Raw genomic sequence first — 26,150 nt, 5'->3', positions numbered from 1 at the left:
AAGGCTCGACCAATCCGGGGTATAAATCATAATTGGCACTGGCTTTACAAGCACCCTGTTGAGTTCTCAAAGAACAACCACACACCGATCAGAAGCTCCACATTCCGTGGAACCCCGTTTCGGGGCAACCGCTCAAACCTACTTGGTCGAACTTTCGTTGTCAACCTCGTATCCGAGGCGATCAATCTGGTTCGTCCGGACCCACGATGACGCACGCCGTACCCGGCGGTCGTTTCTGTCGTGGAAAGCCGCAGACCGGCCGATCACCGCTTCGCGGCTCTCCGCCCGGCTCCTGCCGGCTTCAGAACTCTACCCGGTCGGCTTCGCGTTCGCAACCCCGTTGCCGGGGTGTCCCGCACCGCCCGATCCTCGGTCTCGCTCGGCGTTTCCGCCACGAGCCCGGTGCCCGTTCTCGGCCGGTTTGTCCGGCCTCCCCCGTGCAGAGAGAAAGTTACGCGGACCGCCGGGAGAAGGCAAATCAGGGTTCATCACTGGTTTGGTCGAGCGGATCGGCGCGGTCTGCACCCCGCGGTCGGCGACGCCGCGCGCGTCGGCGTGCCAGAGTGTCAGGCATGGATGAGTCCGGGCTGGGCGCCACGGTGTTTGCCGAGGAAGCGCTGCTCGGCGTCCTCCTGCCGTTCTGGCAACTGGTGATCGGCGCGGTCGTGCTCGTGGTCCTCGTGCTCTCGGTGGGACGGCTGGCCCGTCGGGGCAGATCCCGGATGACAACCGCTCTGCTGGTCACCGCCGTGGTCATCGCCGGCTTCGCGACGATCGGCGTCCTGTTGGAGGGCTGAGCGCTCAGAGCCGGCGGTTGGCCAGGCTGGGCAGCTCGGCCCGGATGGCAGCGAGGCGGGCGAGGTCCAGGTCGGCGACGGCAACGCCGGGGCCGTCCGGCAGTTGCGTGAGGACCGTCCCCCACGGGTCGACCACCATGCTGCGCCCGAAGCACGTGCGGCCGGGCTCGTGGTCGCCCGTCTGACCGGCTGCCGCCACGAAACACTGGTTCTCGATGGCGCGGGCCCGCAACAGGACCTCCCAGTGGTCCCGCCCGGTGTGCAGCATGAACGCCGCCGGCACCACCAGCAGTTGGGCGCCGCCCTCGGTGGCGAGCCGCCGGTACAGCTCCGGGAAGCGCAGGTCGTAGCAGATCGACAGCCCGACCCGGAGACCCTCAACGTCCACGACGACGGGTTGGACGCCGGGCGCGACGCTCGCCGACTCCCGGTAGGAGACCCGGCCCGGGATCTCCACGTCGTACAAATGGATCTTGCGGTAGCTCGCGGCCAGGCTGCCGGCACGGTCGAAGACCAGCGACGTGTTCCAGGTGTGCTCCGGGTCCGGGCCGGCCTCGTGGAACGACCCGGCCAGCACCCACATGCCCAGCCGCCGGGCGACCCCCGCGAAGAAGCTGCCCACCTCGCCGTCGACCGGCTCCGGTTCGGGCAGGCCGGCCGCGGGGCCGAGATAGTCCACGTACTCCGGAAGGATGGCGAGGTCCGCCCCGCCGTCGGCGGCGCGTTCCAGCAGCACCTCCGCGGCGGCCAGGTTGGCCTTGCGGTCATCCCGGGCGTTGAGCTGGCAGACGGCGACGCGCATAGGCCCAGAGTACGGCCGGGACGGCCGGCGCGGACAGCGTCAGATGCTGGCCAGCACCAGCGCCCCCGCGGCGAACCCGAGGCCGGCGATCTGGACCGGCCGTAGGCGTTCCCGGTCGACGGCGAGCGCGAGCAGCACCGTGCTGGCGGGGTAGAGCGCGGCGATCGCCGCCACGATGCTGAGATGACCACGCGCGGCGGCGGCCATGAAGAGCGCGTTGGCGGCGCTGTCGAGCAGACCGGCGACGGCCGCCCAACCCAGCACCCGCCGGTCGAGCCGGAGCCGCACCCCGGTGCCGGCGGCGAGGATCAGGCCGAAGGCGATCGAGCTGGCCCGGACCGCCGCCACCGGCCACATGCCGGCACTCTCGCTGGCCTGGCCGAGCAGTGTGAAGAAGACGCCGAAGAGCGCGCCGGCAGCGAGGGCCAGACCCACCAGCCGCGCGGGAGCGCCCGGACCGCGGCCCCCTTCACCCAGGCTGACCAGGGCGATCGCCACCACGGCGAGGCCGGCGCCGGTGAGCGCCAACGCGCCGGGGAAGCTCGACGTGAACAGGCCGGCGACGATCGGCACCACCGCGGCGGTGATCGCGGTGACCGGCGCCACCACGGCCATCATTCCGCCGGCGAGCGCCCGGTAGAGCAGCATGACGCCGCCAGCGCCGGCCACCCCGGCGAGCAGCCCCCAGGCGATGTCGGCGAGGTTCGGGGTCCCGGGCACCACCAGCACCAGAGCGACCAGCAGGGGGACGCTCAGCAGTTGGGAGACCACGGTCACCGCGATCGGGTCCGCCCGGCGGGACGCCTTGCCGCCGGAGAAGTCGGCGGTGCCGAAGGCAATCGCGGACACCGCGGCCAGGAGAATGGGTAGCATGCCACTGTCGTACCACAATAGTGACCGTGAAGGATAGTTTGATGACCGACACAGGTGGCCGGGTGGGCGCGGTGACCGCCGCCGTCGCCCGGCAGGTACGGGAACTGCGCGCCGCCCGGGGCTGGTCCTTCGAGGAACTGGCCGGCCGCTCCGGGGTGAGCAAGGCGATGCTCGTGCAGATCGAGAGCGCCCGCACCAACCCCAGCGTCGGCACGCTGTGCCGGGTCGCTGACGCGTTCGGCGTCAACATCGCCCGTCTCGTGGAGCCGGACGAGGAGCGGACGGTGCGGATCAGCTCCACGGCCGAGGCGCCAGTGCTCTGGCACGGGGAACACGGCGGCACCGGCCACCTGCTGAGCGGGCTGGGCGAGCCCGACCTGGTCGAGCTCTGGGACTGGCGGCTGGAGCCGGGGGAAGGACACCGCTCCTCCGACCACCCGCGCGGCACCCGCGAGGTGCTGCACGTCCTCGCCGGCGCGGTGATCGTCCACGTCGACGGGCAGGATCACGCCGTCCGGGCCGGTGACACGATCGAGTTCCACGCCGACCGGGAGCACGGCTACCGCAACGACGCCGCGGAACCGGCCCGCCTGATGATGGTGACGGTCACCCCGTCGGGCGAGTGGGACCGCCGAACGCGGTCACGCCGGCCGCGTCAGTAGCGAACGGCCGGCGTGGACGCGCGGAAGATCAGGCGGACTTCTCCTCGCGGTCTCGCCGGGCCCGACGCCCGGTGAACTCGCGCGGAACGATTGTCGGGTTGACGTTCTCCAGGACGACCTCGCGGGTGATCAGCACCCGGGCGGCGTCGGGGTTGCTCGGGACCTCGAACATCGCGGAGAGCAGAACCTCCTCGATGATGGCCCGCAGACCACGGGCACCCGTGCCCCGCAGCATCGCCTGGTCGGCGATCGCCTCCAACGCGGGCTCGTCGAACTCCAGCTCGACCCCGTCCAGCTCGAAGAGCCGCTGGTACTGCCGGACCAGCGCGTTGCGCGGCTCGGTGAGGATGCGCACCAGGGCGCTGCGGTCCAGGCTGCGCACATTGGTGATCACCGGGAGCCGGCCGACGAACTCGGGGATCAGGCCGAACTTGAGCATGTCTTCCGGCATGACCTGGCTGAAGATGTCATCGGTCGACCGGTCGGACACCGACCGGAGCCGTGCGCCGAAACCGGTGCCGCCCTGGCCGGTGCGGGACTCGATGATCTGATCCAGACCGGCGAACGCACCACCACAGATGAACAGCACGTTTGTGGTGTCGATCTGGATGAACTCCTGGTGCGGGTGCTTACGACCGCCCTGCGGCGGCACGTTGGCCACCGTGCCTTCCAGCATCTTGAGCAGCGCCTGCTGCACACCCTCGCCGGAGACGTCCCGTGTAATCGACGGATTTTCCGACTTGCGGGCGATCTTGTCGACCTCGTCGATGTAGATGATGCCGGTCTCGGCGCGCTTGATGTCGTAGTCCGCGGCCTGGATGAGCTTGAGGAGGATGTTCTCCACATCCTCACCGACGTAGCCCGCCTCGGTCAGCGCCGTGGCGTCGGCTATGGCGAACGGGACGTTCAACATCCGGGCGAGCGTCTGCGCCAGGTGGGTCTTGCCGCACCCGGTCGGCCCGAGCAGCAGGATGTTGGACTTGGCCAGCTCGACCGCGTCACTGCCGGAGCCCGGCGCGCCGGCCGCCTCGGCCTGGATGCGCTTGTAGTGGTTGTAGACCGCTACCGCGAGCGCCTTCTTGGCCTGATCCTGCCCGACGACGTAGTTGTCGAGGAACTGGCAGATCTCCATCGGCTTGGGAAGCTCTTCCCACTTCACCTCGCCGGACTCGGCCAGCTCCTCTTCGATGATCTCGTTACAGAGATCGATGCACTCGTCGCAGATGTAGACCCCAGGGCCCGCGATGAGCTTCTTCACCTGCTTCTGCGACTTGCCGCAGAAGGAGCATTTCAGTAGGTCGCCGCCGTCACCGATCCGTGCCACCTACGTTCTCCCTGCACTCATCGGCCGGAGACCCGGCCCTGACCTGCGGACGCTGCGCGCCGCCCGGCTTGGTTCGCCACACCGGCCCGACCGGCGAAGCGGTACGGACCCGACGTTACCCGCTGGCGGGACATTCTCCGACCCCCAAAACGGGTGTGTCAGAGGTCGGCCGGGAACCAACGCCCCGGCCAACCCCTGACCCGGTACTGACTCAGCTGGCCGCGTTGGCAGCCAGCAGACCCTTCTTGCGGCTGGTCAGGATCGTGTCCACCAGCCCGTACTCCTTGGACTCCTCGGCCGTCATGATCTTGTCACGGTCGATGTCCTTGCGGACCTGCTCGATCGGGCGGTTGCAGTGGCGGGACAGCATGTCCTCCAGCTGCGTCCGCATCCGCAGGATCTCCCGAGCCTGGATCTCGATGTCCGAGCCCTGCCCGTAGCCACCCTCGGTGGCCGGCTGGTGAATGATGATCCGCGAGTTCGGCAGGGCCATCCGCTTACCCGGCGTACCCGCCGACAGCAGCACCGCCGCCGCGCTGGCGGCCTGCCCGAGGCAGACCGTCGAGATGTCCGGACGGACGTACTGCATGGTGTCGTAGATCGCCGTCATCGCGGTGAACGAGCCACCCGGCGAGTTGATGTACATGATGATGTCGCGGTCCGGGTCGGTGCCCTCCAGCGTCAGCAGCTGGGCCATCACGTCGTTGGCCGACGCGTCGTCCACCTGGACACCGAGGAAGATGATCCGGTCCTCGAAGAGCTTGTTGTACGGGTTCGACTCCTTGACCCCGTACGACGTGCGCTCGACGAACGACGGCAGCACGTAGCGGTTGTGCACGGCCGCGAACTGGGGCGGCAAGCTCAGATCGGTCATCGTCAGCTCCTCAGCTCAGGGTCCCGGCGCCATCCGGAACCTGAGCGGCCCCGATGATCACCTTGTCGATGAAGCCGTAGTCCATGGCCTCCTGGGCGGTGAACCAACGGTCCCGGTCCGAGTCGGCCTCGATCTGCGACTGGCTCTGGCCGGTGTGGTGGGCGACGCGCTCCTGGAACATCCGCTTCGTGTAGAGCATCTGCTCCGCCTGGATGGCGATGTCGGACGCCGTGCCGCCCAGACCACCGGACGGCTGGTGCATCATGATCCGAGCGTGCGGCAGGGCGTAACGCTTGCCCTTGGTGCCCGCGCAGAGCAGCAGCTGACCCATCGAGGCAGCCATGCCCATCGCCACTGTCGACACGTCGTTGTCGATGAACTGCATGGTGTCGTAGATCGCCATGCCGGAGTAGACCGAGCCACCCGGCGAGTTGATCCACAGGTTGATGTCGCGGTCCGGGTCCTCCGCGGCGAGCAGCAGCAGCTGCGCGCAGATGCGGTTGGCGACCTGGTCGGTCACCTCACTGCCCAGGAAGATGATGCGTTCCTTGAGCAACCGGTTGTAGACCGAGTCGTCGAGGTTGCCAATGGAGTCGCCACCGCGCGCGTCAATCGCCCGGAGCGACTTCTTGGGGATGTGCATGTCGGTCATGGCAGCCCTTCGCTCTCCGTACCGTCTTTCCCGACACTAACCGCTGTACGGGGCGGCAGAGCCCCGGTCGGGGCACTGTTCGCTCTCAGCGCAGCTGTGTCAGGCGCACCCGCGGCGCGGGCGTCCGGGCGTACCCCGGAAAGGATTCGGCCGCCGTGCACCGCGCAGCGGCGGACGGCGGCCGCACCCGACGATCAGTGCTCGTGGTTGTGCTCCGCCTCGTTGGCGGCGCGCAGCGCGTCCAGGGTGACCTCGTTGCCGGCCGAGTCCTTGATCGTGATCCGCTCCATGACGGCCGCGAGCGCCTTGCCCCGCCGCACGTCACCGAAGACCGCGGCGGCCGCGCCGGAGCGCACCAGCTGGTCGTAGTACTGCTGCGGGGCCATCCCGGCGCGCTGCGCCCGGTGCACGATCTCGTGCCCGAACTCGTCGTCGGAGACCTGCACGTCCTCGGCGTCGGCCAGCGTGTCCAGCAGGAGCTGCACCTTGACGCCCTCGGTCGCCGCCTCGGTCAGCTCGGCGTCGATCTGCTCCTCGGTCTTCTCCTCGGCCGCCAGGTACTCCTCAAGCGAGGCGCCGATCCGCTCCAGCTGGTCGACCATCGCCTGCTTGCGGCTCGCGACCTCCTCGCGGACGACACCCTCCGGCGCCGGCACCTCGGCGGCCTCGACCAGCTGCGCCAGCGCCTTGTCCCGGGCCGCGTAGATCTGCTCGACCTGCTTGCCCTGCGTGACCCGCGCCCGCAGGTCGCCGCGCAGCTCCTCGATCGTGTCGAACTCGCTGGCCATCTGGGCGAACTCGTCGTTCAGCTCCGGCAGCTCCTTCTCCTTGACCGTGCGCACGGTCACCGCCACGTCGGCGTCCCGGCCGGCGAAGTCGCCGCCGACCAGCTGGGTGGTGAAGGTGGTGCTGTCGCCGGCGGCGAGACCGACCACGGCCTCGTCCAGCCCCGGCAGGAGCTGCTTGCTGCCCACCTCGTGGGAGATGTTGCTGGCCTGGCCGCCCGGCACGTCCTCGCCGTCGACGGTGGCGTTCAGGTCGATCTGCACGTAGTCGCCCTCGGCGGCGGCGCGCTCGACGGTCTTGAGGGTGGCGAACCGCTCGCGCAGGTTCTTCACCTGCTCGTCGATCTCGCTCTCGTCGATCTGCAGCTCGTCGACGGTCACCTCGATGGTGCTCGCGTCGGGCAGCGTGATCTCCGGACGGACGTCGACCTCGGCGGTGAAGTTCAGCGAGTCACCGTCGTTGAACTCGGTGATCTCGACCTCGGGACGTCCCAGCGTCTTCAGGTCGTGCTCGCGCACCGCGGCGAGGATGTTCTCCGGGATGGCGTCCTGGACCGCCTCGTTGAGGACGGTGCCCCGGCCCACCCGCTGGTCGATCACCGCGGTCGGCACCTTGCCCCGGCGGAAGCCCGGGACCTGGACCTGCGAACCGATCTCCCGGTACGCCTTCTTGAGGCTCGGCTCGAGCTCGACGAACGGCACCTCGATGGCGAGCCGCACGCGCGTCGGGCTCAGAGTCTCGACGGTGCTCTTCACAGGCGTACTCCTTGACGGATCTTGGTTTTGATTCTGGGCCTTCGATTGGCCCATCGAGTGTAGGCGAGCCGGCGGGGCCGGCCCGCAGCGCCCGGGGCGACCCGGACGCGGACGACAGTCGGGGTGGCGGGATTTGAACCCACGGCCCCTCGCTCCCAAAGCGAGTGCGCTACCAAGCTGCGCCACACCCCGTGGCGACGTGCAGTCTATGCCGTCGCCGCGCCTCAGGCGGTGCCGGGGCGTCCCCCACCCGGACATATCCCCCAAAGGCCGCACCTTGTGCCCCGCGCGCCCGCGCCCGACGTCAAGATCCGCACGACTTCGGGGATGTGGGGGTATCCGCGAGCCGGGACACCGCCATTTCCCCGAAGTGGTGCGGATCTTGGGCGGTCGACACACGACGCTCGTGTCCCGCGACGCCGCGGGGCGGTGGCGCGGCTGCGCATCGGACACGGCCATTGGGTACGCTGTCGGCGCGTCCCGTTTCGGCGGGGCGGAGCGCGGGCGTAGCTCAATGGCAGAGCTTCAGTCTTCCAAACTGACGGTGCGGGTTCGATTCCCGTCGCCCGCTCCACACACGAAGGCCCAAGTAGACCCCATGATCGCGGTACCTGGGTCTTTCACTTCTCCCCTGTGTTGGATCTTGCGTGCCATCCGCGTGCCATTCACGGCCGGCGTCGACCACTTCCGGTGATGCGGCGGTCCATCGCCTGGGCGATCTCGCGGTCCCGCTCGCTGGTGGCGTGTTGGTAGATCAGAGCCGCCCGCATTGTCGCGTGTCCCAGGCGGTGCATCAGCTCTCGCGTGCTGGCCCCGGAGGCGGCGGCAAGGGTGTTGCCGGTATGCCGCAGGTCGTGAAAGTGAAAGCCAGCCAGGCCCACCGAGTCGACCGCCTTGGTCCACTTGACGGCCCGCCCGAAGTTGCCGGAACGCAGCGGCGCACCCTTAGCACCAGTGAAGATCAGCACATCAGGGCCGTCCTCGACGTGCGCGGCCAGGTGCTCGCGCAGGGACTCAACCCGGCTGCCGGTAGCGCGACGACGCGAACCCCGGCGGCGGACTTGGGTGGCCCGAATTCCAGACGGTCCTTCAACGCCGCCAGCTTGCGAGGCACCCGCACGGTCGCCGCGTCCAGCTCGACGTCGCAGCGTCGCAGGGCAGCCAGCTGTCCCCACCGCAGACCTGAGAGCGCGGCCACGACGATCAGCGCAGCGAAGCGGGCCGGCATGGCGTCGGCCAGCGCGTAGACCTGAGCGATCGTTGCGGTGGGCCGCTCCGGGGGTGTGGTACCGGTCGTAGCCCTTGATCCGGCACGGGTTCTGCCGAAGGATCTCGTCCTCTCGCACAGCCGTGTTGAGGATCGCCCGGAGCAGGCAGTACGCCTTGACCGCCTGCGGCTCCGGAGTCCCGCCGCCGAGCAGCTTTCCGCGCCAACTCCGGATGGTGGCCGGCTTGAAGGCGGCCAGGGCGAGGCGGCCCAGGTGCGGCGCGATGTGCAGGGCGATGTGCAGGGCGAACAGATACTCGTAGAGCTCGCGGGTACGCGGGGCGAGACGCCGCTCCCTGATCCGGCGGTCCCCGTAGTTGGACAGCAGGATCTCCCCCGCCTCCGGAGGCACTCACTCCCCCCGCATGATCTCCGACTCCACCAGCGTCAGCCACTTCTCGGCCAGACGCTCCGTGGCGAACGTCTGTGGGGCGGTCCGCATGACGCCGTCCGGGCCGAGATAGCGAGCCTGCCACCGGGCAGACGGCAGCTTGCGGACGTTGCCGAAACGCCGACGCTTGGCGCCCAGCAGTAGCTTGGCGGGATGCCGGATGCCGACGACTACGACGAGCTGGTGCTCGGCGCGCTCGAGTGTTACGAGCGCGCGGTGCGCCGGGTGGCGCAAGACTTCGCCCGGCGCGGCGCCGTCGTGCAGCCGCTGGGCGTGGACCTGGACGCCCTCGACGCCCTACACGTGCATTTCGGTAGGCGGGGGCGAGCGCGGGAGGGCATCCTGGGAAGCCTGCGTCCGACCCACGACCTGGAGCATGCCGTCGTCGAGCTGGCCGACCTGCTGCAGGAAAAGGAGTTCGATGAGGGCCACGACACCACCTGGCCCGGATGTTTGTCCGGCCACAGCCATCCTCCCACCGCGGCTCTCGTCGGCGGTGTTGCCTGCTGGCAATGCCCGCGCAGCCACGCAACCCTCTTTCCGATCGGATAGCTAGCCGGCACCGCGGTTTCTCGGTTGAAGCGCACTTACCCTCCGCCGAGCCACGTGCCAGTAGCGGGTGCCCCGGACGGGCACGAGCGGGCACGAGCCGTGACGCGTCCCCCTGCCACGAGCAGGCGATTCGAGCATTTCGGTGCGGTGATCTTCGTCCTTCCAAACTGACGGTGCGGGTTCGATTCCCGTCGCCCGCTCCAACAACCTCCGGCCCAGGCCAGAGGCTGCCTCCCCCTATCCTGGGCCGGTCGGCCACGTTCCGCCCTGATCTTGCGGGCCGTTGCATGCTCTGGCCGCCCCTGTGCCGGGCCGGTAGCACCGCGCCCTGCCGCCGATGAAGACGGACCCCACCCCGACCGTGGCCGGTTGAAGCGCGCGCCTAAGGAGACCTCGTGAGCCAGGCGGCGAGCAGATCGCTGACCTCCTCCCCGAGGGCGGGCGCCGCGCGCCGGGCCAGCACGAGAAGGTCCGCATGCTGGTCCGTCGTCACATCGAGAGAGGGCAGCGGCGTGCGGCGCCAGGTCGTACGGCTGGCGTCTCGCACGAGCCCGGTCACGTCGGCACGACCGCGTTGGGACAGCCCCGGATCGGGGTCGACGGCCAGGAGCAGGGCGGCACGCAACCGCACGGGTACACCTCCCGTGCCGAGCAGCCGATAGCCCGCGCGCCGCAGTTCCACCCGTGCTCCGGTGAGCAACTGCCAGGGCAGCTCCGCCGGCAGGGTTGCCGCGACGGGTCGCAGCGCCGTGGTGGCCTCGCGAACGACCGACGGTGCGGGATCGGTCAGCAACGGCAGGACCCGGCCGGTGTCGACGGCGTCGAACTGGCGAAGGCCACGTACGGCCGCGGCGCGGATCGTCGCGACCGGATGGGTGAGGAGCCGGTTCAGCAGCGGCGCGTCGGCCGCCGAAGCACTCTCGCTGAAGCCGAGGACAGCACCCGGTGTGGGCGCCGGGCCGGTGACCGCCGCCCGGTAGTGCGCCTGCGCGTCGGTGCCGACGCGCCGAGCGGCCTCCCTGGCGATGGCCCGCACCAGCGACGCGGGGTCATCGAGACGGGTGGCCACCTCGGCCGGCTCTCCGACCCGCAGCAGGCCGGTGAGAGCGACCGCCCGTACGTCCGGCCAGCGGCTGCGGGCGAGCCGCCGCAGGACCGGGAGCCGCCCGGTCCACACCGCCTCCCTACCGGCCGCCTCGGCCGCCAGCGAGCGGATGCGGACATCGGTGTCGGACTCCGCGACGTCCACCAGGTCGTCGATCCGCAGCCAGCGCTGCGCCACCTCGACCTCGAAGACCAGCCGCCGCTGGGCCGCGGCGCCGGAGGCGCCGACCACCCGGCGTACGGCCGGCGGCGCGTTGAGCAGCGCGGCCGTGACCTGGTTGGCGGCGAAGCCGCCGCGCGACCGGGCGTCCACCAACAGTGCCATCGGCATGGCCGCCGGAAGGTACGTGGCCGGGTCGTCGGCCAGCAGCAGCGCGAGGCCCGCACGGGCCCGGTCCCGCACCTGCCGGACCCAGTCGCCGTTGCGCAGCACCAGAAACGGCACCAGATCCGGGCGGGGATCGTCCAGCATGGACCGGACCGCGCGCTCGCGGACGCGCCCGTCGCGGTGGGTGCTGGCCATCGCCACGGCGAGCGGGTTGACAGTGGGCTGGGACAGACCGGCCACCAGCCGAACGAGCGGTGGCGACTGGTCCGGCAGGCACCACAGCACCTGGCGGGCGCGTTCGTCGAGCCGGGCCACCATTTTCGGGGATCGAGCCAGCGCCCGCAGTGCCGCCCGGCCCAGGTCGTGGTCGGCGTTGGCGCCGACATCGGCCAGCAGGAAGGCGAGGTGCTCCACGGTTTTCCTGCCGGCGGCGGAACGCTGGGCGGCCGCCGCGATTGCCGCCTCCAGCGCCGGCTTCATCTCGGCGCTGGCTTCTTCCCGGTGCCTCGGCGTCCACGTCATGTGATCATGCTGCCGGACCAGCGGCCCGGCCCGCCTCCGAGTTATCGGCGGGTGGCCCGAGAGGGCCGGGTCACCGTGTCACCTCAGGTGGAACCGTTCGTCGACCGCGAGGGCCGCCAACTGCGGCACGGAGAACGGCAGTTCCGTCAACTCCGGCCGGGTCTCGTCGAGTTTCGTGCCCTGCGCGACGAACACCACCACACCGTCCGGGTGCCGGTAGGCCGCCCACTGGTCGAGCCGATCGTCGTCACCCGGCCGGACCACCACGCCCACCTTCGCCGCCCCGACGGCCTCGGCCTGACACTCGCCCTGCATGCCCCAGAACTGGCGGGCCAGCGCGCAGGGTTCAGTGGGTAGTTGGTTGCCAGCGTCGTGCACCTCGACGACCACACGCCCGGTGCCCTGCCCCTGGGCAACGGCAACCGAGGTCAGGTAGCTCCACAGGTCGACGCCGTTCACCGTGTCCTCGAACTGCGCCTGGTGGGTCCGCAGCGTCCTCTGGTCGGCGGGCTGGTTCGCCGGGTCCTCCGGCGCGGTGTAGCCGGCGGGCACGACGGAGACGACCTCGTCGAGCAGCCGTATCCCCTGGTCGTACTTCGACCCTGCCCGCGCGGTCCGGTCCTCCTGTGGTTGACCGTCCGGCCCGGCCGGCCACGGCTTCTTGGTGTCTGACGCCGACGGGTTCGGAATGGCCTGCGGACCCCCTGCCGGCTGGTAGACGTCGCCCTTGGGTGTGCCCACGGCGGCGAGGCCGGCGACCGCCAGCACCACGGCCGCCGATCCGGCGCACGCCCAGGCGGTACGGCGGCGACTGCGGGCGCGTCGTCCCGCGTCGAGCGCGGCCACCGTACTCAACGGTGGTGGCGAGGCGGCGTCCGCCATCTCGCGGCGCAGCGCCTCACGCAGGTCTTCTCCGTTCATCACTTCCCCATCTCGATCCCGCTGTTCGTGGTTGCCAGGAGGCCGCGCAGCGTGTCGAGCCCGCGCGCCGCCTGGCTCTTCACCGTCCCCGGCGAGCAGTCCAGCAGCGCCGCGACGTCCTCGACCGAAAGGTCCTCCCAGTAGCGGAGAACCAGCACCGCCCGTTGACGCGGCGCCACCGAGGCGAGCGCCCGCAGCAGCACCAGACGGGTCTCCGGCGAGTCGGACGGTGCCGCCTGCTCGGCGTTGTCGCCGCCCACCCGTTCACGCCGCCACCAGCCGCGGCGGCGCTCGTCGAGGAACGTGCGGATCAGGATCTGCCGCACGTAGTTGTCGAGCACCTCGTGCCGGGAGACGCGGTTCCAGACCAGGTAGAGCTTCACGAACGCGGTCTGGACCAGGTCCTCCGCCCGATGCCAGTCGCCGCACAGCAGGTACGCCGTGCCACGCATCGCGTCCGACCTCGCCGCGAAATAGTCGGCGAACGCCGCGTCGCGATCGCTCATCCAGGCCTCCGATCCCCGATTCGAGATAGTCACGCCGGGTCCGGCCCAGCGGGTTGCATCGCGAAAGGAAGAACTCGCCGGAGTCGAGGCCGGTTGCGCGTCAACCCGTGACGGCGACCGCGGCGAGCGTGCCCTTGCCGAGGACGAGCAGCAGGTCGGGCGTGAGGCGGCGGATGCCGTTGAGCTGCTTGTCGACCAGGGCTCGGGCGTGGGGCCGGCCGCTGTGGTCGACGAGCATCAGCATTCCCGGCCGCCTCGTGGCCACGACCTGCCCGGCGCCGACCCGGACGGCTTTCCCGGCGACGTCCGACCCCACGTCGAGCCGCCAGAGCCTGGTGCCGGTCTTCAGGTCCACGGCGACGAGCCCGTCCCGGAGTTCCGGCACCCACGCCGTCGCGTCCGCGACCCCGATGCCGTGGCGGGCCAGATCGCGGTCGTGCCGGAAGAATTCGCCCGAGGCGCCGGCGGCGGGCTGGAGCTGCCAGACGGTACGCGCTCCGCAGCGCAGCAGAACGCGGTCGGCGTCAGCGGTGACGAATGCCGGCCACTGGCCGTCGCCGGCTATGAGCGGCTCGGGAAGGGTCCAGCGGAACAACTCGCCTCCGTCGTGCCCGTCGAGCAGTCGCACGGACGTACCGCCCGGCTCGCCGACGAGCACCTGCCCGCCGACCACAGTGGGCAGCACGGTCGCCGTTCGCTGCGGGTCGGTCCAGAGCGGGCTCCCGGTCCACCGGTCGTACGCCTGGAGCCGGGTGTACCCGCGCCAGCCGCCCGCCAGGACGCGGTCCCCGGCAACCACGACGTGACCGGGGAACGGGGACAGGTCGGCGCTCCAGAGGATGGCGCCGGTGTGCAGGTCGAGGCAGCGCAGCTCGGCGCGGTCCTGACTGATCACCCAGCACTGCGTACCGTCGACGACTACCGCCCGGGGCCAGGTGCCGATCGGGATGTCCCAGCGGGCGGCGCCATCGACCGGGTCGAGGCAGACGAGACGGGTGCCTCGCTCGTGCACCACCACGCAGTCGGACGCGCTGGCGATCGCTGTCGGGTCGGGTCGCTGGTGCAGCGACCGACGCCATCGAATCTGGAAGATCACTCCAACCTAACCTCCGGGGCCGCCGTCATGGTGCCCACGAGCGAGATCCCTTGACAGGTGTCGATCCGTGCACTGGTGTAAGGACCACGCACATCGACGTCCGTCACAGGAGGGCACATGATCGTCCGACGACGGTGGACGGCTGCCGCCACCACAGCGATCCTGATCAGCGCGGCGCTGTCCCATCCCGGCTCCGCGGCGGCGGCACCCGCCCCAGCGGCCACACCGATCACCCTGGCCGCGACCGAGACCGCTCTGGTCCGGGTACAGCTGCGCGATCAGGCCCAGCTCGACAGGTTGGTCGCCACCGGCGCCGACCTGGCCAACCGGCCCCGGGCGCGGGACGGGCGGATCCTCGCCGACCTGGTGCTGACCGGCGCGCAGCTCGCCGACCTCACCGCCCAGGGCGCCACCGCCACCCAGATCGTTCAACGGGCCGGCGACGGCAGCCGGCACTTCGCCGACAGCGTCCGCGCGGCGCAGGCCCGTACCGCCGCCGGGCTGCGCGCGCCGGGCACCGGACAGCGCACCACCGCCGCCGTCGGGGTCGACACCCTCGCGGTGCAGCAGGCGTACTGGTGGACCACCGGTGGGCAGACGTTCCTGCAGGCGCAGGTGGCCACCACCGCCACCGACGACCCGGACGTGGAGATCACCGTCAGTTGGCGGACCGCGGACGGCACCACCGGATCGTTCCCGCTCTACCGGTTCGAGGACTCGGGCGAGTACCAGTACCACTACAACCTCCCCCAGCCGATGCCGAGCCGGCCGGTCCAGCTGACCGCCACCTCCAGCCTCGGCGGGGTCAGCCGGGCGGTCACGCCGGCGCTGTGGCCGAACGCCACCCCGCCGCCGCTGCCGGCCGGCTACCAGAAGGACTTCATCGACGCGTACCTGACGCCGGTGGACATCCAGGCGCGGATCAAGCGGCTGGCCCGCCAGTACCGGGACCTGGTGGACGTCATCGACCTGCCGAACAAGACCCAGGGGTACCGCCGCAACGCCGTCGCGTACCTGGGTGACCCGGCAGTCTCCGCCGTGGTGGTCGAGTCGGTCCGCTTCGGTGACCAGGGCATGAACGGCGTCCAGGTGCGCGCGGTCGACCCGGGCCGGCCCAACCGACCGCTGACCGTCGGCTACCGGGACCGCGTCCTCACGGTCACGCTCGCCACCGACGCGGCCGGCAAGACGGTGAGCACCACCGACGACGTCGCCGCGGCCATCAACGCCCGGCAGGCGAACCGGTTCCGGGCCACCGTCGAGGACGGCTCGACCGGGCTGCCGATGCCGGTCGCCGGTCCGGCCCGCCTCGACGACGGCCTCCAGGGCACCGAGGTGCCGGCGAAGCCGTGGACGGTGCAGGCGCTGCGCCTCGGCGTGCACCGCGACGGCTCCCGGGTCGGGGTGCTGGCGTACTCCCAGGAACACGCCCGGGAATGGGCCACCCCGCTGGTGACGCTGGAGTTCGCCGAGCGGATGCTGGCCAACGCCCGTACCGACCCGGCCACCCGTCAGCTGCTGGAACAGGTCGACATCTTCGTCATCCCAACGGTCAACCCGGACGGGGCGAACTACTCGTTCAACGACTACAACTTCCAGCGCAAGAACCTGGTCAACCACTGCACCGGGCCGGCCCGCGACCCGCGCTACCGCACCTCGTGGGGCGTCGACGTCAACCGCAACTACACCGTCGGGTCGTACTTCGACGGGTACGTGGGGGCCAGCGCCAACTGTCTCTCCGGCAACTACGCCGGCACGGCGGAGCTGTCCGAGGCGGAGAGCGGCAACGTCATCGCGCTGGCCAAGGCCCACCCGAACATCAAATTCGCGATGAACGTGCACTCCTACGGCGGGTACTTCATGTGGCCGCCGGGGGCGTACCGGGCCGACGGTCGGATCACCCTGCCCCGACCGTCGATCGACGAGTCGACGCTGTTCCTGAACAGCGCCCGGCGCATCGTGGGCGCCATCGCCCAGGAGCGCGGCACGGTGACCTGGCCGTCGCAGACCGGCCCGGTCGCCGACGTGCTCTACTCCGCCGCCGGCAACTCGGCCGACCAGCTCTACTACGAGCTGGGCATCTTCGCCTGGGACTTCGAGGTCGGCAACGACCGCTGGAATCCGGCCACCGGCGAGTGGGAGGGCGTCGGCTTCCAGCCGCCGTTCGACGAGGCGCACGGCGAGTCCCAGGAGTACGCGGGCGGCCTGGTCGAACTGGTCCGGGTGGCCCGCGACCACGCCGCCGCCGAGGCGGCCACCGGCTGACCCGGCAGGGATGCCGGGTCGACTCGGCTGACCCGAACGACGGACGCGCCGGCCGGCCACGGATGAACCGTGGCCGGCCGGGTAAGCAGCGGCCTTGCCTGGTGGGGAGACGACCGGCGTCGCGGTGTCGCGCGACGCCGACGCACGGGCGGGCGGCCTGGCCGGCCCGCCCGTGCGCACCCCGGTTCAGTTCGAGGTGATCCAGTTCCAGGCCGAGACGACCCACTCGGTCTGCTGCAGCCAGGCCACGCCGAGACCGACGAGGAAGACAGCGGTGGCCAGGTGTGCCCCCCGCGCGCTGCGCCGGACCCGCCCGAGCTGCCGCTCCAGCACCAACCGACCGATCACCCGGGCCAGCGCGAACAGGCCGACCGCCACCAGCAGGCTCAACACGAGCACCAGCAGCGGGCCCGACAGATCGCCCCCACCGGAGAGCGCCCAGATCCCCCAGCACACGAACGCGAACAGGCCACCCGCCGCGCTCCACTCGCCGCCGCGACGTAACTGGGCCAGGCGCCAGCTCAACGGCCGGCGCGCCGCCGGCTCCCCTGGCCAGCCCGTACCGGTCGGCTCCTGCTCGACCACCGGAAACGGTTCGGTCCGTGGGTTACGCGGCTGACCCACCGGCGCCACACCCCGGCGGAACCCGTCCCGCTGCGGCGGCACCCCGACGCCGGCCTGCGGTGGGACCTCCACGGTTCGCTCCGCCCACGGCTGCGTCTGGTCTGCCATCTCGTCCTCCCCCTGACCGGCGGCACCCCCGAATTCGAGGAGCCAGCCGGCGAACCCGACCGGCGGCACGATCACCGCCCGAATCCGAGGGTAGCCAGCCGGCAAATCGGTCGCCGACCGCCGTCCGGCGCGAACCCGGCACGACGTGCCGAATTCCACACCGGGCGAGGTACGGTCGGCTGATGGGTGATCCGGAGCGACGCAGGCGACGGCTGCGCCACCAGTCCGACTCCGACCCGGCCGGGCGCGGCGCCGACGGTTCGACGGTCAGCACGGCCGGCGTACACGACGGCGTGGAGTCGCCGCCGCGGCGTCGGGGGCCCGGCGGCGACGACCGCGACGGCGAGCGGGGTTTACGGGGGCTGGTTGGCTCCGGCTCGTCCCAGGTGGGGCTGAGCGCCGCGCTGCGGGCCCGGGACGCCGCCCGGCCCACCGACGACGACCTTGCCGAGGCAGAGGCCCGGGTGGTCGTCGTCCGCCGCAACTGGGTGCCCCGCGAGGAGCTGCCCCGCTCGCCGCGCTGAGGGCGGCGGCCCGGGTCAGGGCAGGTCGGGCAGTTCCCGGGTCTGCTCGTACGTGGCGACCTGGATGATCCGGCGGGCGTGCCGCTCGTTGCCGGAGAACGGCGTGTTCAGGAACGCCTCGACGATGCCGGTGGCCTCGTCCAGGGTGTGCTGGCGGGCGCCCACCGCGACGACGTTCGCGTCGTTGTGCTGGCGGGCGAGCTGAGCCGTCTCGACGCTCCAGGCCAGCGCGGCGCGTACGCCGACGACCTTGTTCGCGGCGATCTGCTCGCCGTTGCCGGACCCGCCGATGACCACCCCCAGGGAGGTCTCGTCGGCCACCACCCGGTCACCCGTGTGCAGGCAGAACGTCGGGTAGTCGTCGTCCGGGTCGTAGCTGTGCGGGCCGACGTCGACCACGTCGTACCCCTGCTTGGCCAGGTGATTGGCCAGGTGCACCTTCAACTCGAAACCGGCGTGGTCGGATCCCAGGTAGACGCGCATACCGGGCAGTCTGTCAGGCCGCGCTCTCCGACGCCGCAGGGGCGGCGTCGGAGAGCAGGGTTCGTCACACGGTCGGGCGGATGGTCACTCAGCGCGGCAGTTCGGCGACCACCAGGCCGCCGCGCGCCTTCGGGGTGAACCAGGTGCTCTTGCGGGGCATCTTCTCCCGGGCCAGGTTCACCGCGACGAAGTCCGCCACGGTCACCGGCGCGATGAGGACGGCCAGCTCGGCCCGCCCGGCGTCGACCTCTTCGGTGAGCCAGCTCGCCGGGTAGTCACCGCCCACGTAGGTGATCCGTTTGTCGCCCGGATCCAACCCCAGGGCGTCGCGCAGCAGCAGCCGCTCGACCAGGGCGTGATCCAGGTTCTCCAGGCGGGCGTCGGCGGTGGCGGGCAGGCGCACCGCGTACCCCTGGCCGGCCAGCCGGAGGTGGACGGTGCCGCCGGCCGCCGGCACCTCGACCGGGCCGTCGATGGGCTCGACCTCGGCCCCCGCCGCGCGCAACCGGTCGAGCAGCTCGGCCGGCGTGGTGGTCAGCTCGCTGACCAGCCGGTTGTACGGCTGGATGGCCACCGACGCGGGGGTGGTGACCACGGCCAGGAAGCGCGACAACCCGCCGGTCTGGGCGGCCAGGCTGCGGTGATTGCCGTCGGCGACGACCAGCTCGCCACCACCGGCGAGAGCGGTCAGCGCGTCCTGCTCCGGGCCGGGGCCGACCAGCCAGATGGCGTGGGTGCGCCCCGCCTGGTCGGTGTCGGTCGCGGCGGGCGTCCCGGCCGCGTCGGTCGCCGCCGCGAGCGCGGCGTGCAGCTCGTCGCCGCTCCCGGTCTGCAGCAGGAGTACGGGTGAGAGCAGGTGACCCAGCGCATCGGCCAGCGCGACTCGCTCGCGCACCTTGGCGATGAAGACGTCCTCGTTGCGGATGACCAGGCCCGGCTCGTCGGCCCGGGTGGAGATCTGGTCGGTGTCGACCATCGCGAACAGCCCGTACGCCGGTTCCTCGCCCGGGGCGCTGATCCGGTACAGCACGATGACCTGCTCGGCGGGGGTGTAGCTGCCGTCGGCCTTGGCCTCGGCGAGGCGGGCCACCGAGTCCGGCAGCGCGTCGAGGAACGACTTGCCCAGGCTGCCGGGGGCTCGATGCGGCATCTCGATGCCGAGGGCACTGTGCGGGTTCGCCTCGATGATCGCGGTGATCTCCGCGTCGTCGGCGAACTCGTCGTAGTTCTGCGCGCCGGTGCCGCCAGTGGTGATCCAGGCCCGGGCGATCGGATGTACGACCGTCATGCCCACTGACGCTACCGGCGGCGACGTCGCTGGCGACGGGGACCCGCGCGGCGTCCACCAGATGAAAGTGCCGGGCCCGGACGTGACGTCAGCCGGCGCGGCCGGACGCGCCGTTGTGCCGGCGGTGTCGGCCGGCCACGACCGGTCCGGCGTTGCCGCGCCGGCCGTTCGCGACGGGCCCGGTGATGGCGTTGCGCCGGGGTGCGGCCGGCGGTCCCGGCACGGGACGCGGTTCCGGCGGTGGCGCCGGAACGGGACGCGGGTTCAGCGGCGGCGTCGGCACGGGACGCGGGGCGGTGGGTGCCGGCGGGGGCGGGGCGGGCTCAGCCGGCGCGGCAGCCACCACGACCGGTTCCACGGCCGACGGTACGACCGACTCCGGCGCCACCGGCACCACCGGCGTCGACACGACGGGCGTCGCTGGCGCCGGTGTGACCGGTGCGGGCGTCAGCCGCGAGGTGACCGGCACCCGGGCCACGCCGACCACGATGGGCGGGGCGAGCAGGTCCACCACGTGGGCGGGAAGGTCGGGGCGGACCGTCGGCCAGCGGGAGTCGTCTACCGACCAGTACGCCGCGCCGGGAGTCTCGATCACCCCCTGTCGGGTCAACTGATCGTCACCGGACGCACGGTGCTTGGCCATCGGGATTGCCTCCACGAGCTGCGGGGTGCGGCCCTGCGGGTCGCTGCGGCGGACACCGAGGGAAACGACGCCGCCCGCCCAGCGGTGACGCTGTGACCGCGAGGCGTACCCACCACCCGGCGCGGCGCGCCCCCGCCCGGTCCCACGAGCTGGGGACCGGACGGGGGCGCGTGGCGGTCGCGGTCAGTCGAAGATCGGGGACTGCTCGCGGGTGCGCTTCAGCTCGTAGAAGCCCGGCGTGCCGGCGACCAGGAGGACGCCGTCCCAGAGCCGGCCGGCGGCCTCGCCCTTCGGGCGCGGCGTGATCACCGGGCCGAAGAACGCGACCGGGCTGCCGTCCGGGCCGGGCGCGTGGACGACCGGGGTCCCGACGTCCTGCCCGACGGGGCGCATGCCGGCCTCGTGGCTGGCCCGCAGCGCCTCGTCGTACTCGGTGCTGTCGGCGGCGGCGGCCAGGGCCGGGTCCAGGCCGGCCTCGGTCAGCGCGGCGACGTAGAGCTCCGGCCCGAGCTGCTCCTTACCGAGGTGGATGCGGGTGCCCAGCGCGGTGTAGAGCTTGCGCAGCGCGTCGCTGCCGTAGCGCTGCTCGGCGGCGATGCACACCCGCACCGGGCCCCAGCCGTTGTCCATCAGTTCCCGGTACTGCTCTGGCAGGTCCCTGCCCTCGTTGAGCACGGACAGGCTCATGACGTGGTAGCGGATGTCCACTTCGCGGACCTGCTCGACCTCCAGCAGCCAGCGGGACGTGATCCACGCCCACGGGCAAATCGGGTCGAACCACATGTCGGCGGTGACACGATCGGTCACGGTGAGGTCCCTTCGCGACGGGTGACGCCGGCAGTCCGGCGTCTCACCTCGATCCTCACCCCACGGCCCATCGACCGGCACCCGAATGAGAGCGTGACCTCGCCCACCGCCGGCTGCCCGTACGTGGAAGACTCGGATCGGGCCGGACGTCACGAGCGGTCGGCAGACGGGCGCCGCCGGGCGTACGGCGAGACGTGGGATGGAGACGAACAGTGCCGGGAGTGCGTAACCTGACGCAGGTCGAGGCGACCGAGCGGGCACGCCTGCTCGAGGTGACCGGGTACGACATCAGTCTGGACCTGTCGACCGCCGTGCTGGCGGCCGACGGCCGCACGTTCTCCTCGACGACCGAGGTCCGGTTCCGCTGCGCCGAACCGGGGGCGAGCACGTTCATCGAGGTGGCCGCCGAGTCGGTGCGCTCCGCCACCCTGAACGGCGCCCCGGTGGACCTGTCCGACTGGTCGGCTGAGAAGGGCCTGACCCTGTCCGGGCTGGACAGCGAGAACACCCTGGTCGTCGACGCGGACTTCGCCTACTCCAACAGCGGGCAGGGACTGCACCGCACGGTCGACCCGGTGGACGGCGAGACGTACCTCTACAGCCAGTTCGAGACGGCCGACGCGCAGCGCGTGTTCGCCTGCTTCGACCAGCCCGACCTGAAGAGCGTCTACACCTGGCACGCCACCGTCCCCGAGCACTGGCGGGTGGTGTCCAACATGCCGGTGCAGCGCGAGGAGCCGGCCGGCGAGGGGCTCAAGACCCTCCACTTCACCGAGTCGCCGCGGATGAGCACGTACATCACGGCGCTGTGCGCCGGCCCGTATCACGAGGTGCGCGACAGCCACGACGGCATCGACCTGGGGGTGTTCTCCCGGGCGTCGATGGCTCAGTACCTGGACTCCGACGATCTGTTCCTCATCACCAAGCAGGGCTTCGACTTCTTCCACGAGAAGTTCGGCGTGCGCTACCCGCTGCCCAAGTACGACCAGCTGTGGGTGCCGGACTTCAACGCCGGCGCGATGGAGAACTTCGGCTGCGTCACGCACGCCGAGTCGCACTACCTGTTCCGCTCCCAGGTCACCGACTTCGAGTACGAGCAGCGGGCCAACACGATCCTGCACGAGCTGGCCCACATGTGGTTCGGCGACCTGGTCACCATGCGCTGGTGGAACGACCTGTGGCTCAACGAGTCGTTCGCCGAGTGGGCCAGCCACTGGTGCAACACCAACGCCACCCGGTTCACCGAGGCGTGGACGACGTTCCTGTCCATCCGGAAGAACTGGGGCTACCGGCAGGACCAGCTCTCCTCCACGCACCCGGTCTACACCGAGATGCCGGACATGGAGGCCGTCGAGGTCAACTTCGACGGCATCACCTACGCCAAGGGCGCGAGCGTGCTCAAGCAGCTCGTCGCGTACGTGGGTGAGGAGCCGTTCGTGGCCGGGCTGCGGGCGTACTTCGGCAAGCACGCCTGGGGCAACGCCACCTTCGACGACCTGCTCACCGAGCTGGAGGCGGCCTCGGGCCGGGAGCTGCGCAAGTTCGCCGCGCAGTGGCTGGAAACCGCCCAGGTCAACACGCTGCGGCCGGAGGTGACCATCGGCGCCGACGGCACGTACGAGCAGGTGGTCGTCCGGCAGGAGGCGCCGGCGGCGTACCCGACGCTGCGCACCCACCGGATCGGCGTGGGCCTGTACGACCTGACCGACGGACGGCTGGTCCGCCGCGAACGCTACGAGGTGGACGTGACCGGCGAGCGGACCGACCTCGCCGACCTGCGCGGCGTTCGAGCCGCCGACGTGCTGCTGCTCAACGACGACGACCTGAGCTACACCAAGCTGCGCCTCGACGACCGGTCGATGGCCACGGTGGTGCAGCACATCGGCGGCTTCGACTCGTCGCTGGCCCGCGCCCTCTGCTGGACGGCCGCGTGGGACATGACCCGAGACGCCGAGCTGGCGACCCGCGACTACGTGGCGCTGGTGCTGGCCGGGCTGTCCGCGGAGACCGACATCAACCTGGTGACCGCCACCCTGCGCCAGGCCACCACCGCGCTCACCCTCTACGCCGACCCCGCGTGGGCGGCCACCGGCTGGGCGGGGCTGGCTCGTACGGCGAAGGACGCGCTCGCCTCCGCCGAGCCGGGCAGCGGTTTCCAGCTGGCCTGGGCCCGGGCGTACACCTCGGCCGCCCGGTCCGAAGAGGACCTGGCCACGCTGCGCGGCTGGCTGGACGGCACCGGCGTGCCGGCCGGGCTGACCGTGGACACCGAGCTGCGCTGGACGGTGCTCGGGGCGCTGGTGGCCAACGGCGCGGCCGGTGCCGCCGAGATCGAGGCGGAGCTGGCCGGTGACCGCACCGCCAGCGGCGAGCGGGAGGCCGCGTACGCGCACGCGCTGGTGCCGACGGCGGAGAACAAGGCGGCCGTGTGGGCGCTGCTGACCGGCCCGGACGCGCTGCCGAACTGGCGGCACCGGGCGCTGTTGCAGGGCTTCGCCCACCCGGCGCAGGTGGAGCTGGTCGCCCCGTACCGGGAGAAGTACTTCGCGGCGGTCGGCCAGGTGTGGGCCACTCGGGACAGCGAGCCGGCGCAGGAGTTCGCCCAGTTGGCGTACCCGACCTACCTGGTGGACGACGACACGGTGGCGGCCACCGACGCGTGGCTGGCCGGTGACGGCAACCCCGGCCCGCTGCGTCGACTGGTCGCCGAGGGTCGCGACGGTGTGGTGCGGGCGCTCAAGGCCCGCGCGAAGGACGCCCAGCAGAGCTGACCAGCTCGCTTGATCGACTCGACATCGCCGATATGGGGGTGTCCGCCCGCGCGGACACCCCCATATCGCTGACCTGGCGCGCTGCAACGGCACGCAACGCGACGAAGCCCGACCTGCCGTGCGGCGGGTCGGGCTTCGACGTACGAGAAAGGGCTCAGCCCTTGCCGGCGTGGCTGGCGAGCTGGTCGAGGCCGTTGATGATGCCGCCGGCCAGGTCGCCGCCGCTGAACGCGCCGGCCATGGAGAGCGCGGCCAGCTTGGCGTACGTGTCGGGGATGCGCTTGCGGGCGTACCGCCCGGTGACGATCTCCAGCTGGCGCTGGTTGGGCGACACGGCGATCAGCACCGACTTGTCGGGCTCGGCGAGCTGGCGGTGCAGCCGCTGGGCGTGCTCACGGATCGGCTCGTCGAGGCCGCCGACGAACACCGAGAAGACCAGGCCGGTGCCCTGGTCGGCCAGGCGCAGGGCCTCGTCGATGCGCAGCAGTTGGCGGGTCGAGAACGGCCCGTCCAGCACCTCGGGCGGATTCTCCGTCCCGGTCTGCTTCTCACCAACGGTCACTTGCGCCTCCGGTTCCACCGGCCGGCGCCTCGACGCTGGCCTGCTCTAGCTTGTGGCTGGTCAGCGCGGGCGCCTGCGCCCCCGCGGTCAGCGCGGTGCCGGCCGAGTCGGCCAGCTGCTCCGGGCGGCCCAGGAACCAGACCGGAGTGAAGTCGAAGGGCCGGCCCGGCCGGTAGCGCTTGGCGCCACCGCCACCGCCGGTGGCACTCCCGCGGCTACCGGCGTACGACAGGCCGGCGATGACCAGCACCGCGGCCACCGGGATGCCGACGAAGACCAGCAACGTCTCGGTAACAGACAATCCCAACGCCCCCAGGCGGAAGAAGGACCTCGAACAATCGGGTCGGATGGACGATCATGATGGTGACCGGCCAACTCCGTCACCATTCACGTTAGCGGAGTCGACGGCCCGCCAGATTGCGGGGTGCCGATCCCATCCGTCACTGGCGTGCTCCAGTTGCGCAGCGGTCGCGATGAGCCGCGCGTCGTCGCCGTACCGGCCAGTGAGGAGCACCCCGACGGGCAGGCCGTCGGCCGTGGCGCCCACCGGCAGGGACACGGAGGGATCGCCGGTGACGTTGAAGATGGCGCAGTAGGGCGAGAAGCGGCGTTGCCGGTCGAAATCGGCCGCCGGGTCGCCGTCGGCGGTGAACCAGCCGACGGGTGCCTGCGGTGCGGCCAGGGTGGGGCAGAGCAGCAGGTCGCAACCGGCGGTGCGGGCGGCGCCGAGACGTACCTGCGCCTGCAGCTCGCCGAGGGTGGCGGCCAGCGCGCCCGCGGAGACGCTGGCGCCCCGGGCCCGCAGCAGTTGGGTCAGCGGCAGCAGCTCCGCCTCGCGGTGCGGGGGCACGGGGGCGAGTGCCAGCACGTACCAGATGATCTCGAACAGCGGCCACGCCTGGGGCCCGAGCGGCGGCGGCACCTCGACCACCTCGTGGCCGGCGGTGGTGAGCAGGGCGGCGGCCCGGTCGACGGCGGCCACGCAGTCGGGGTGCACCGGCTCGTCGGCGAGCATCGGCGTGGTGAACCGGCCGATCCGCAGCCGGCCGGGCTCGGCCCGGCGGGCGGCGGCCAGGTATCCACCGGGCGGCGCGGGCGGCGGCAGGTAGGGCTCGCCCGGCACCGGCACGGCCATGACGTCGAGCAGCGCGGCGACGTCGACGACGGTCCGCCCGAGCGGACCGCTGGTGGGCAGCCCGAACGCGCCGGAGCCGAGCGGCCCGCCGGAGACCACGCCACGACTGGGCTTGTAGCCGATCAGGCCGCAGAGCGACGCCGGAATGCGCAGGGAGCCGCCGCCGTCGGACCCCTGGGCGATCGGCACCAGCCCGGCCGCGACCGCCGCCGCCGCGCCGCCGCTGGACCCACCGGCGGTGTACGCGAGCTGCCACGGATTGCGGGCCGGCGGTGCGACGCGGCCCTCCGAGTAGAGCGAGCAGCCCAGCTCGGAGGTGGTCGTCTTGCCGAGGCTGACGAGGCCGGCGGCCTTGATGAACCGGACCACGTCGGCGTCGACCGGCGGGACGAAGTCGGCGAACGCCGCCGAGCCGAAGGTGGTGCGTACCCCGGCGGTGAGGGTGAGGTCCTTGATCGCGGTCGGTACGCCGTGCAGCGGGCCGCGCCCCTCGACGGGCACCGCGTCGGCGGCGCGCGCGGCCTGCCGGGCGAGGTCCGGCGTGACGGTGACGAACGCGCCCACGGTGTCGCCGAGCGCCGCCACCCGGCGCAGGGAGTGCTCGACCAGCTCGACGCTGGACAGCTCGCCGCGGGCGATGGCGGCGGCCTGTTCCAGCGCGGTCAGGTCGTGCGGCTCGGCCATGTCCTCATCCTGCCCGGTGGGAGCGGCTGTCGGCGGGTCGACAC

25 protein-coding genes and 2 tRNA genes are annotated in these 26,150 nt (G+C 71.6%); 7 read left to right on the top strand and 20 right to left on the bottom strand.

Going from position 1 to position 26,150, the window contains the following annotated elements; genetic code table 11:
• The first annotated feature begins 572 nt into the window (after positions 1-572).
• On the top strand, positions 573-797 hold the full coding sequence (locus ACFYPR_RS05585) for a hypothetical protein (protein ID WP_354861749.1): 225 nt from the start codon (positions 573-575) through the stop codon (positions 795-797).
• A 4-nt stretch (positions 798-801) separates the two neighbouring features.
• Here the strand turns inward: ACFYPR_RS05585 and ACFYPR_RS05580 are convergent, their stop codons facing one another.
• Positions 802-1,599: a carbon-nitrogen hydrolase family protein gene (locus ACFYPR_RS05580; protein ID WP_387185898.1), complete on the bottom strand. Its 798-nt coding sequence runs from the start codon at positions 1,597-1,599 to the stop codon at positions 802-804.
• Positions 1,600-1,638: 39 nt separating this feature from the next.
• A complete protein-coding gene (locus tag ACFYPR_RS05575; protein ID WP_355066207.1) occupies positions 1,639-2,472 on the bottom strand; it encodes a DMT family transporter in 834 nt (277 codons plus the stop codon).
• A 41-nt stretch (positions 2,473-2,513) separates the two neighbouring features.
• On the opposite strand from ACFYPR_RS05575, the gene ACFYPR_RS05570 reads away from it, so the two are divergent.
• Entirely contained in the window at positions 2,514-3,134 is a 621-nt protein-coding gene (locus tag ACFYPR_RS05570; protein WP_355137795.1) for an XRE family transcriptional regulator, read from the top strand.
• 28 nt (positions 3,135-3,162) lie between these two features.
• Here ACFYPR_RS05570 and clpX read toward each other — a convergent pair whose 3' ends face one another.
• From clpX to ACFYPR_RS05545, 5 genes are all read right to left on the bottom strand, one after another.
• Positions 3,163-4,458, bottom strand: coding sequence for an ATP-dependent Clp protease ATP-binding subunit ClpX (clpX, locus tag ACFYPR_RS05565; protein WP_139588132.1), 1,296 nt, complete (start codon positions 4,456-4,458; stop codon positions 3,163-3,165).
• Between the two features lie 211 nt (positions 4,459-4,669).
• The gene (locus ACFYPR_RS05560) at positions 4,670-5,332 is read right to left on the bottom strand and encodes an ATP-dependent Clp protease proteolytic subunit (RefSeq protein WP_121652300.1); all 663 of its coding nucleotides are present in this window, start codon (positions 5,330-5,332) and stop codon (positions 4,670-4,672) included.
• A 10-nt stretch (positions 5,333-5,342) separates the two neighbouring features.
• Positions 5,343-5,984: an ATP-dependent Clp protease proteolytic subunit gene (locus ACFYPR_RS05555; RefSeq protein ID WP_007464111.1), complete on the bottom strand. Its 642-nt coding sequence runs from the start codon at positions 5,982-5,984 to the stop codon at positions 5,343-5,345.
• A gap of 194 nt (positions 5,985-6,178) precedes the next feature.
• A complete protein-coding gene (gene tig, locus ACFYPR_RS05550; protein ID WP_354861756.1) occupies positions 6,179-7,525 on the bottom strand; it encodes a trigger factor in 1,347 nt (448 codons plus the stop codon).
• A 118-nt stretch (positions 7,526-7,643) separates the two neighbouring features.
• Positions 7,644-7,717 (bottom strand) — tRNA-Pro (locus ACFYPR_RS05545).
• A 308-nt stretch (positions 7,718-8,025) separates the two neighbouring features.
• Here ACFYPR_RS05545 and ACFYPR_RS05540 point away from each other — a divergent pair.
• Positions 8,026-8,099, top strand: a tRNA-Gly gene (locus ACFYPR_RS05540).
• 91 nt (positions 8,100-8,190) lie between these two features.
• Here the strand turns inward: ACFYPR_RS05540 and ACFYPR_RS05535 are convergent.
• A complete protein-coding gene (locus tag ACFYPR_RS05535) occupies positions 8,191-9,144 on the bottom strand; it encodes a tyrosine-type recombinase/integrase (protein ID WP_387258674.1) in 954 nt (317 codons plus the stop codon).
• Between the two features lie 192 nt (positions 9,145-9,336).
• Here ACFYPR_RS05535 and ACFYPR_RS05530 point away from each other — a divergent pair, with 192 nt between their 5' ends.
• Positions 9,337-9,735 (top strand): hypothetical protein, encoded by a 399-nt coding sequence (locus ACFYPR_RS05530; RefSeq protein WP_387185887.1) that lies wholly within the window; start codon positions 9,337-9,339, stop codon positions 9,733-9,735.
• Positions 9,736-10,117: 382 nt separating this feature from the next.
• On the opposite strand, the gene ACFYPR_RS05525 is transcribed toward ACFYPR_RS05530, so the two are convergent.
• From ACFYPR_RS05525 to ACFYPR_RS05510, 4 genes are all read right to left on the bottom strand, one after another.
• Complete coding sequence (locus ACFYPR_RS05525) at positions 10,118-11,689, bottom strand: hypothetical protein (protein WP_387258672.1); 1,572 nt, start codon at positions 11,687-11,689, stop codon at positions 10,118-10,120.
• A 78-nt stretch (positions 11,690-11,767) separates the two neighbouring features.
• Entirely contained in the window at positions 11,768-12,610 is an 843-nt protein-coding gene (locus ACFYPR_RS05520; RefSeq protein ID WP_387258670.1) for a hypothetical protein, read from the bottom strand.
• Positions 12,610-13,116: a SigE family RNA polymerase sigma factor gene (locus tag ACFYPR_RS05515; protein ID WP_354861761.1), complete on the bottom strand. Its 507-nt coding sequence runs from the start codon at positions 13,114-13,116 to the stop codon at positions 12,610-12,612. Before ACFYPR_RS05515 ends, ACFYPR_RS05520 begins: the two co-directional genes overlap by 1 nt.
• A gap of 100 nt (positions 13,117-13,216) precedes the next feature.
• Positions 13,217-14,212: a PQQ-binding-like beta-propeller repeat protein gene (locus ACFYPR_RS05510; protein ID WP_387258668.1), complete on the bottom strand. Its 996-nt coding sequence runs from the start codon at positions 14,210-14,212 to the stop codon at positions 13,217-13,219.
• A 117-nt stretch (positions 14,213-14,329) separates the two neighbouring features.
• Here ACFYPR_RS05510 and ACFYPR_RS05505 point away from each other — a divergent pair, with 117 nt between their 5' ends.
• Positions 14,330-16,477, top strand: coding sequence for a M14 family zinc carboxypeptidase (locus ACFYPR_RS05505; RefSeq protein ID WP_387258666.1), 2,148 nt, complete (start codon positions 14,330-14,332; stop codon positions 16,475-16,477).
• A gap of 186 nt (positions 16,478-16,663) precedes the next feature.
• Here ACFYPR_RS05505 and ACFYPR_RS05500 read toward each other — a convergent pair whose 3' ends face one another.
• Positions 16,664-17,209, bottom strand: coding sequence for a hypothetical protein (locus ACFYPR_RS05500; protein WP_354861766.1), 546 nt, complete (start codon positions 17,207-17,209; stop codon positions 16,664-16,666).
• Between the two features lie 182 nt (positions 17,210-17,391).
• Between ACFYPR_RS05500 and ACFYPR_RS05495 the strand changes: the two genes are divergently transcribed.
• Positions 17,392-17,733 (top strand): hypothetical protein, encoded by a 342-nt coding sequence (locus ACFYPR_RS05495; RefSeq protein WP_355066199.1) that lies wholly within the window; start codon positions 17,392-17,394, stop codon positions 17,731-17,733.
• Positions 17,734-17,748: 15 nt separating this feature from the next.
• Here ACFYPR_RS05495 and ACFYPR_RS05490 read toward each other — a convergent pair whose 3' ends face one another.
• The 4 genes from ACFYPR_RS05490 to ACFYPR_RS05475 all read right to left on the bottom strand — a co-directional run bounded on the left by ACFYPR_RS05490 (position 17,749) and on the right by ACFYPR_RS05475 (position 20,954).
• Positions 17,749-18,216 (bottom strand): ribose-5-phosphate isomerase, encoded by a 468-nt coding sequence (locus ACFYPR_RS05490; RefSeq protein ID WP_354861770.1) that lies wholly within the window; start codon positions 18,214-18,216, stop codon positions 17,749-17,751.
• An 88-nt stretch (positions 18,217-18,304) separates the two neighbouring features.
• Positions 18,305-19,504: a DUF1015 family protein gene (locus tag ACFYPR_RS05485; RefSeq protein WP_354860572.1), complete on the bottom strand. Its 1,200-nt coding sequence runs from the start codon at positions 19,502-19,504 to the stop codon at positions 18,305-18,307.
• A gap of 88 nt (positions 19,505-19,592) precedes the next feature.
• Positions 19,593-20,147, bottom strand: coding sequence for a hypothetical protein (locus tag ACFYPR_RS05480; RefSeq protein WP_355137805.1), 555 nt, complete (start codon positions 20,145-20,147; stop codon positions 19,593-19,595).
• A gap of 183 nt (positions 20,148-20,330) precedes the next feature.
• The gene (locus tag ACFYPR_RS05475) at positions 20,331-20,954 is read right to left on the bottom strand and encodes a disulfide bond formation protein DsbA (protein ID WP_354860576.1); all 624 of its coding nucleotides are present in this window, start codon (positions 20,952-20,954) and stop codon (positions 20,331-20,333) included.
• Between the two features lie 221 nt (positions 20,955-21,175).
• Here ACFYPR_RS05475 and pepN point away from each other — a divergent pair, with 221 nt between their 5' ends.
• Positions 21,176-23,725: an aminopeptidase N gene (gene pepN / locus ACFYPR_RS05470; RefSeq protein ID WP_387258665.1), complete on the top strand. Its 2,550-nt coding sequence runs from the start codon at positions 21,176-21,178 to the stop codon at positions 23,723-23,725.
• 154 nt (positions 23,726-23,879) lie between these two features.
• On the opposite strand, the gene ACFYPR_RS05465 is transcribed toward pepN, so the two are convergent.
• From ACFYPR_RS05465 to ACFYPR_RS05455, 3 genes are all read right to left on the bottom strand, one after another.
• Entirely contained in the window at positions 23,880-24,287 is a 408-nt protein-coding gene (locus tag ACFYPR_RS05465; protein WP_354860579.1) for a DUF5130 family protein, read from the bottom strand.
• Positions 24,274-24,570: a hypothetical protein gene (locus tag ACFYPR_RS05460; protein ID WP_354860609.1), complete on the bottom strand. Its 297-nt coding sequence runs from the start codon at positions 24,568-24,570 to the stop codon at positions 24,274-24,276. The genes ACFYPR_RS05465 and ACFYPR_RS05460 overlap by 14 nt, the downstream gene beginning before the upstream one ends.
• A 72-nt stretch (positions 24,571-24,642) precedes the next feature.
• Positions 24,643-26,106, bottom strand: a complete 1,464-nt coding sequence (locus ACFYPR_RS05455) for an amidase (RefSeq protein WP_354860581.1) — start codon at positions 26,104-26,106, stop codon at positions 24,643-24,645.
• Positions 26,107-26,150 lie beyond the last annotated feature (44 nt).

It is taken from the genome of Micromonospora sp. NPDC005254 (assembly GCF_042872525.1).
GTDB lineage: Bacteria > Actinomycetota > Actinomycetes > Mycobacteriales > Micromonosporaceae > Micromonospora.
This window is presented reverse-complemented; position numbering and strand designations above follow the sequence as displayed.

Excerpts from the sequence above, each read along its gene's own strand:
- ACFYPR_RS05585 (WP_354861749.1), top strand. The coding sequence starts at position 573 with ATGGATGAGTCCGGGCTGGGCGCCACGGTGTTTGCCGAGGAAGCGCTG.
- ACFYPR_RS05580 (WP_387185898.1), bottom strand. The coding sequence starts at position 1,599 with ATGCGCGTCGCCGTCTGCCAGCTCAACGCCCGGGATGACCGCAAGGCC.
- ACFYPR_RS05575 (WP_355066207.1), bottom strand. The coding sequence starts at position 2,472 with ATGCTACCCATTCTCCTGGCCGCGGTGTCCGCGATTGCCTTCGGCACC.
- ACFYPR_RS05570 (WP_355137795.1), top strand. The coding sequence starts at position 2,514 with ATGACCGACACAGGTGGCCGGGTGGGCGCGGTGACCGCCGCCGTCGCC.
- ACFYPR_RS05560 (WP_121652300.1), bottom strand. The coding sequence starts at position 5,332 with ATGACCGATCTGAGCTTGCCGCCCCAGTTCGCGGCCGTGCACAACCGC.
- ACFYPR_RS05555 (WP_007464111.1), bottom strand. The coding sequence starts at position 5,984 with ATGACCGACATGCACATCCCCAAGAAGTCGCTCCGGGCGATTGACGCG.
- ACFYPR_RS05530 (WP_387185887.1), top strand. The coding sequence starts at position 9,337 with ATGCCGGATGCCGACGACTACGACGAGCTGGTGCTCGGCGCGCTCGAG.
- ACFYPR_RS05525 (WP_387258672.1), bottom strand. The coding sequence starts at position 11,689 with ATGACGTGGACGCCGAGGCACCGGGAAGAAGCCAGCGCCGAGATGAAG.
- ACFYPR_RS05520 (WP_387258670.1), bottom strand. The coding sequence starts at position 12,610 with ATGAACGGAGAAGACCTGCGTGAGGCGCTGCGCCGCGAGATGGCGGAC.
- ACFYPR_RS05515 (WP_354861761.1), bottom strand. The coding sequence starts at position 13,116 with ATGAGCGATCGCGACGCGGCGTTCGCCGACTATTTCGCGGCGAGGTCG.
- ACFYPR_RS05505 (WP_387258666.1), top strand. The coding sequence starts at position 14,330 with ATGATCGTCCGACGACGGTGGACGGCTGCCGCCACCACAGCGATCCTG.
- ACFYPR_RS05500 (WP_354861766.1), bottom strand. The coding sequence starts at position 17,209 with ATGGCAGACCAGACGCAGCCGTGGGCGGAGCGAACCGTGGAGGTCCCA.
- ACFYPR_RS05495 (WP_355066199.1), top strand. The coding sequence starts at position 17,392 with ATGGGTGATCCGGAGCGACGCAGGCGACGGCTGCGCCACCAGTCCGAC.
- ACFYPR_RS05490 (WP_354861770.1), bottom strand. The coding sequence starts at position 18,216 with ATGCGCGTCTACCTGGGATCCGACCACGCCGGTTTCGAGTTGAAGGTG.
- ACFYPR_RS05485 (WP_354860572.1), bottom strand. The coding sequence starts at position 19,504 with ATGACGGTCGTACATCCGATCGCCCGGGCCTGGATCACCACTGGCGGC.
- ACFYPR_RS05480 (WP_355137805.1), bottom strand. The coding sequence starts at position 20,147 with ATGGCCAAGCACCGTGCGTCCGGTGACGATCAGTTGACCCGACAGGGG.
- ACFYPR_RS05455 (WP_354860581.1), bottom strand. The coding sequence starts at position 26,106 with ATGGCCGAGCCGCACGACCTGACCGCGCTGGAACAGGCCGCCGCCATC.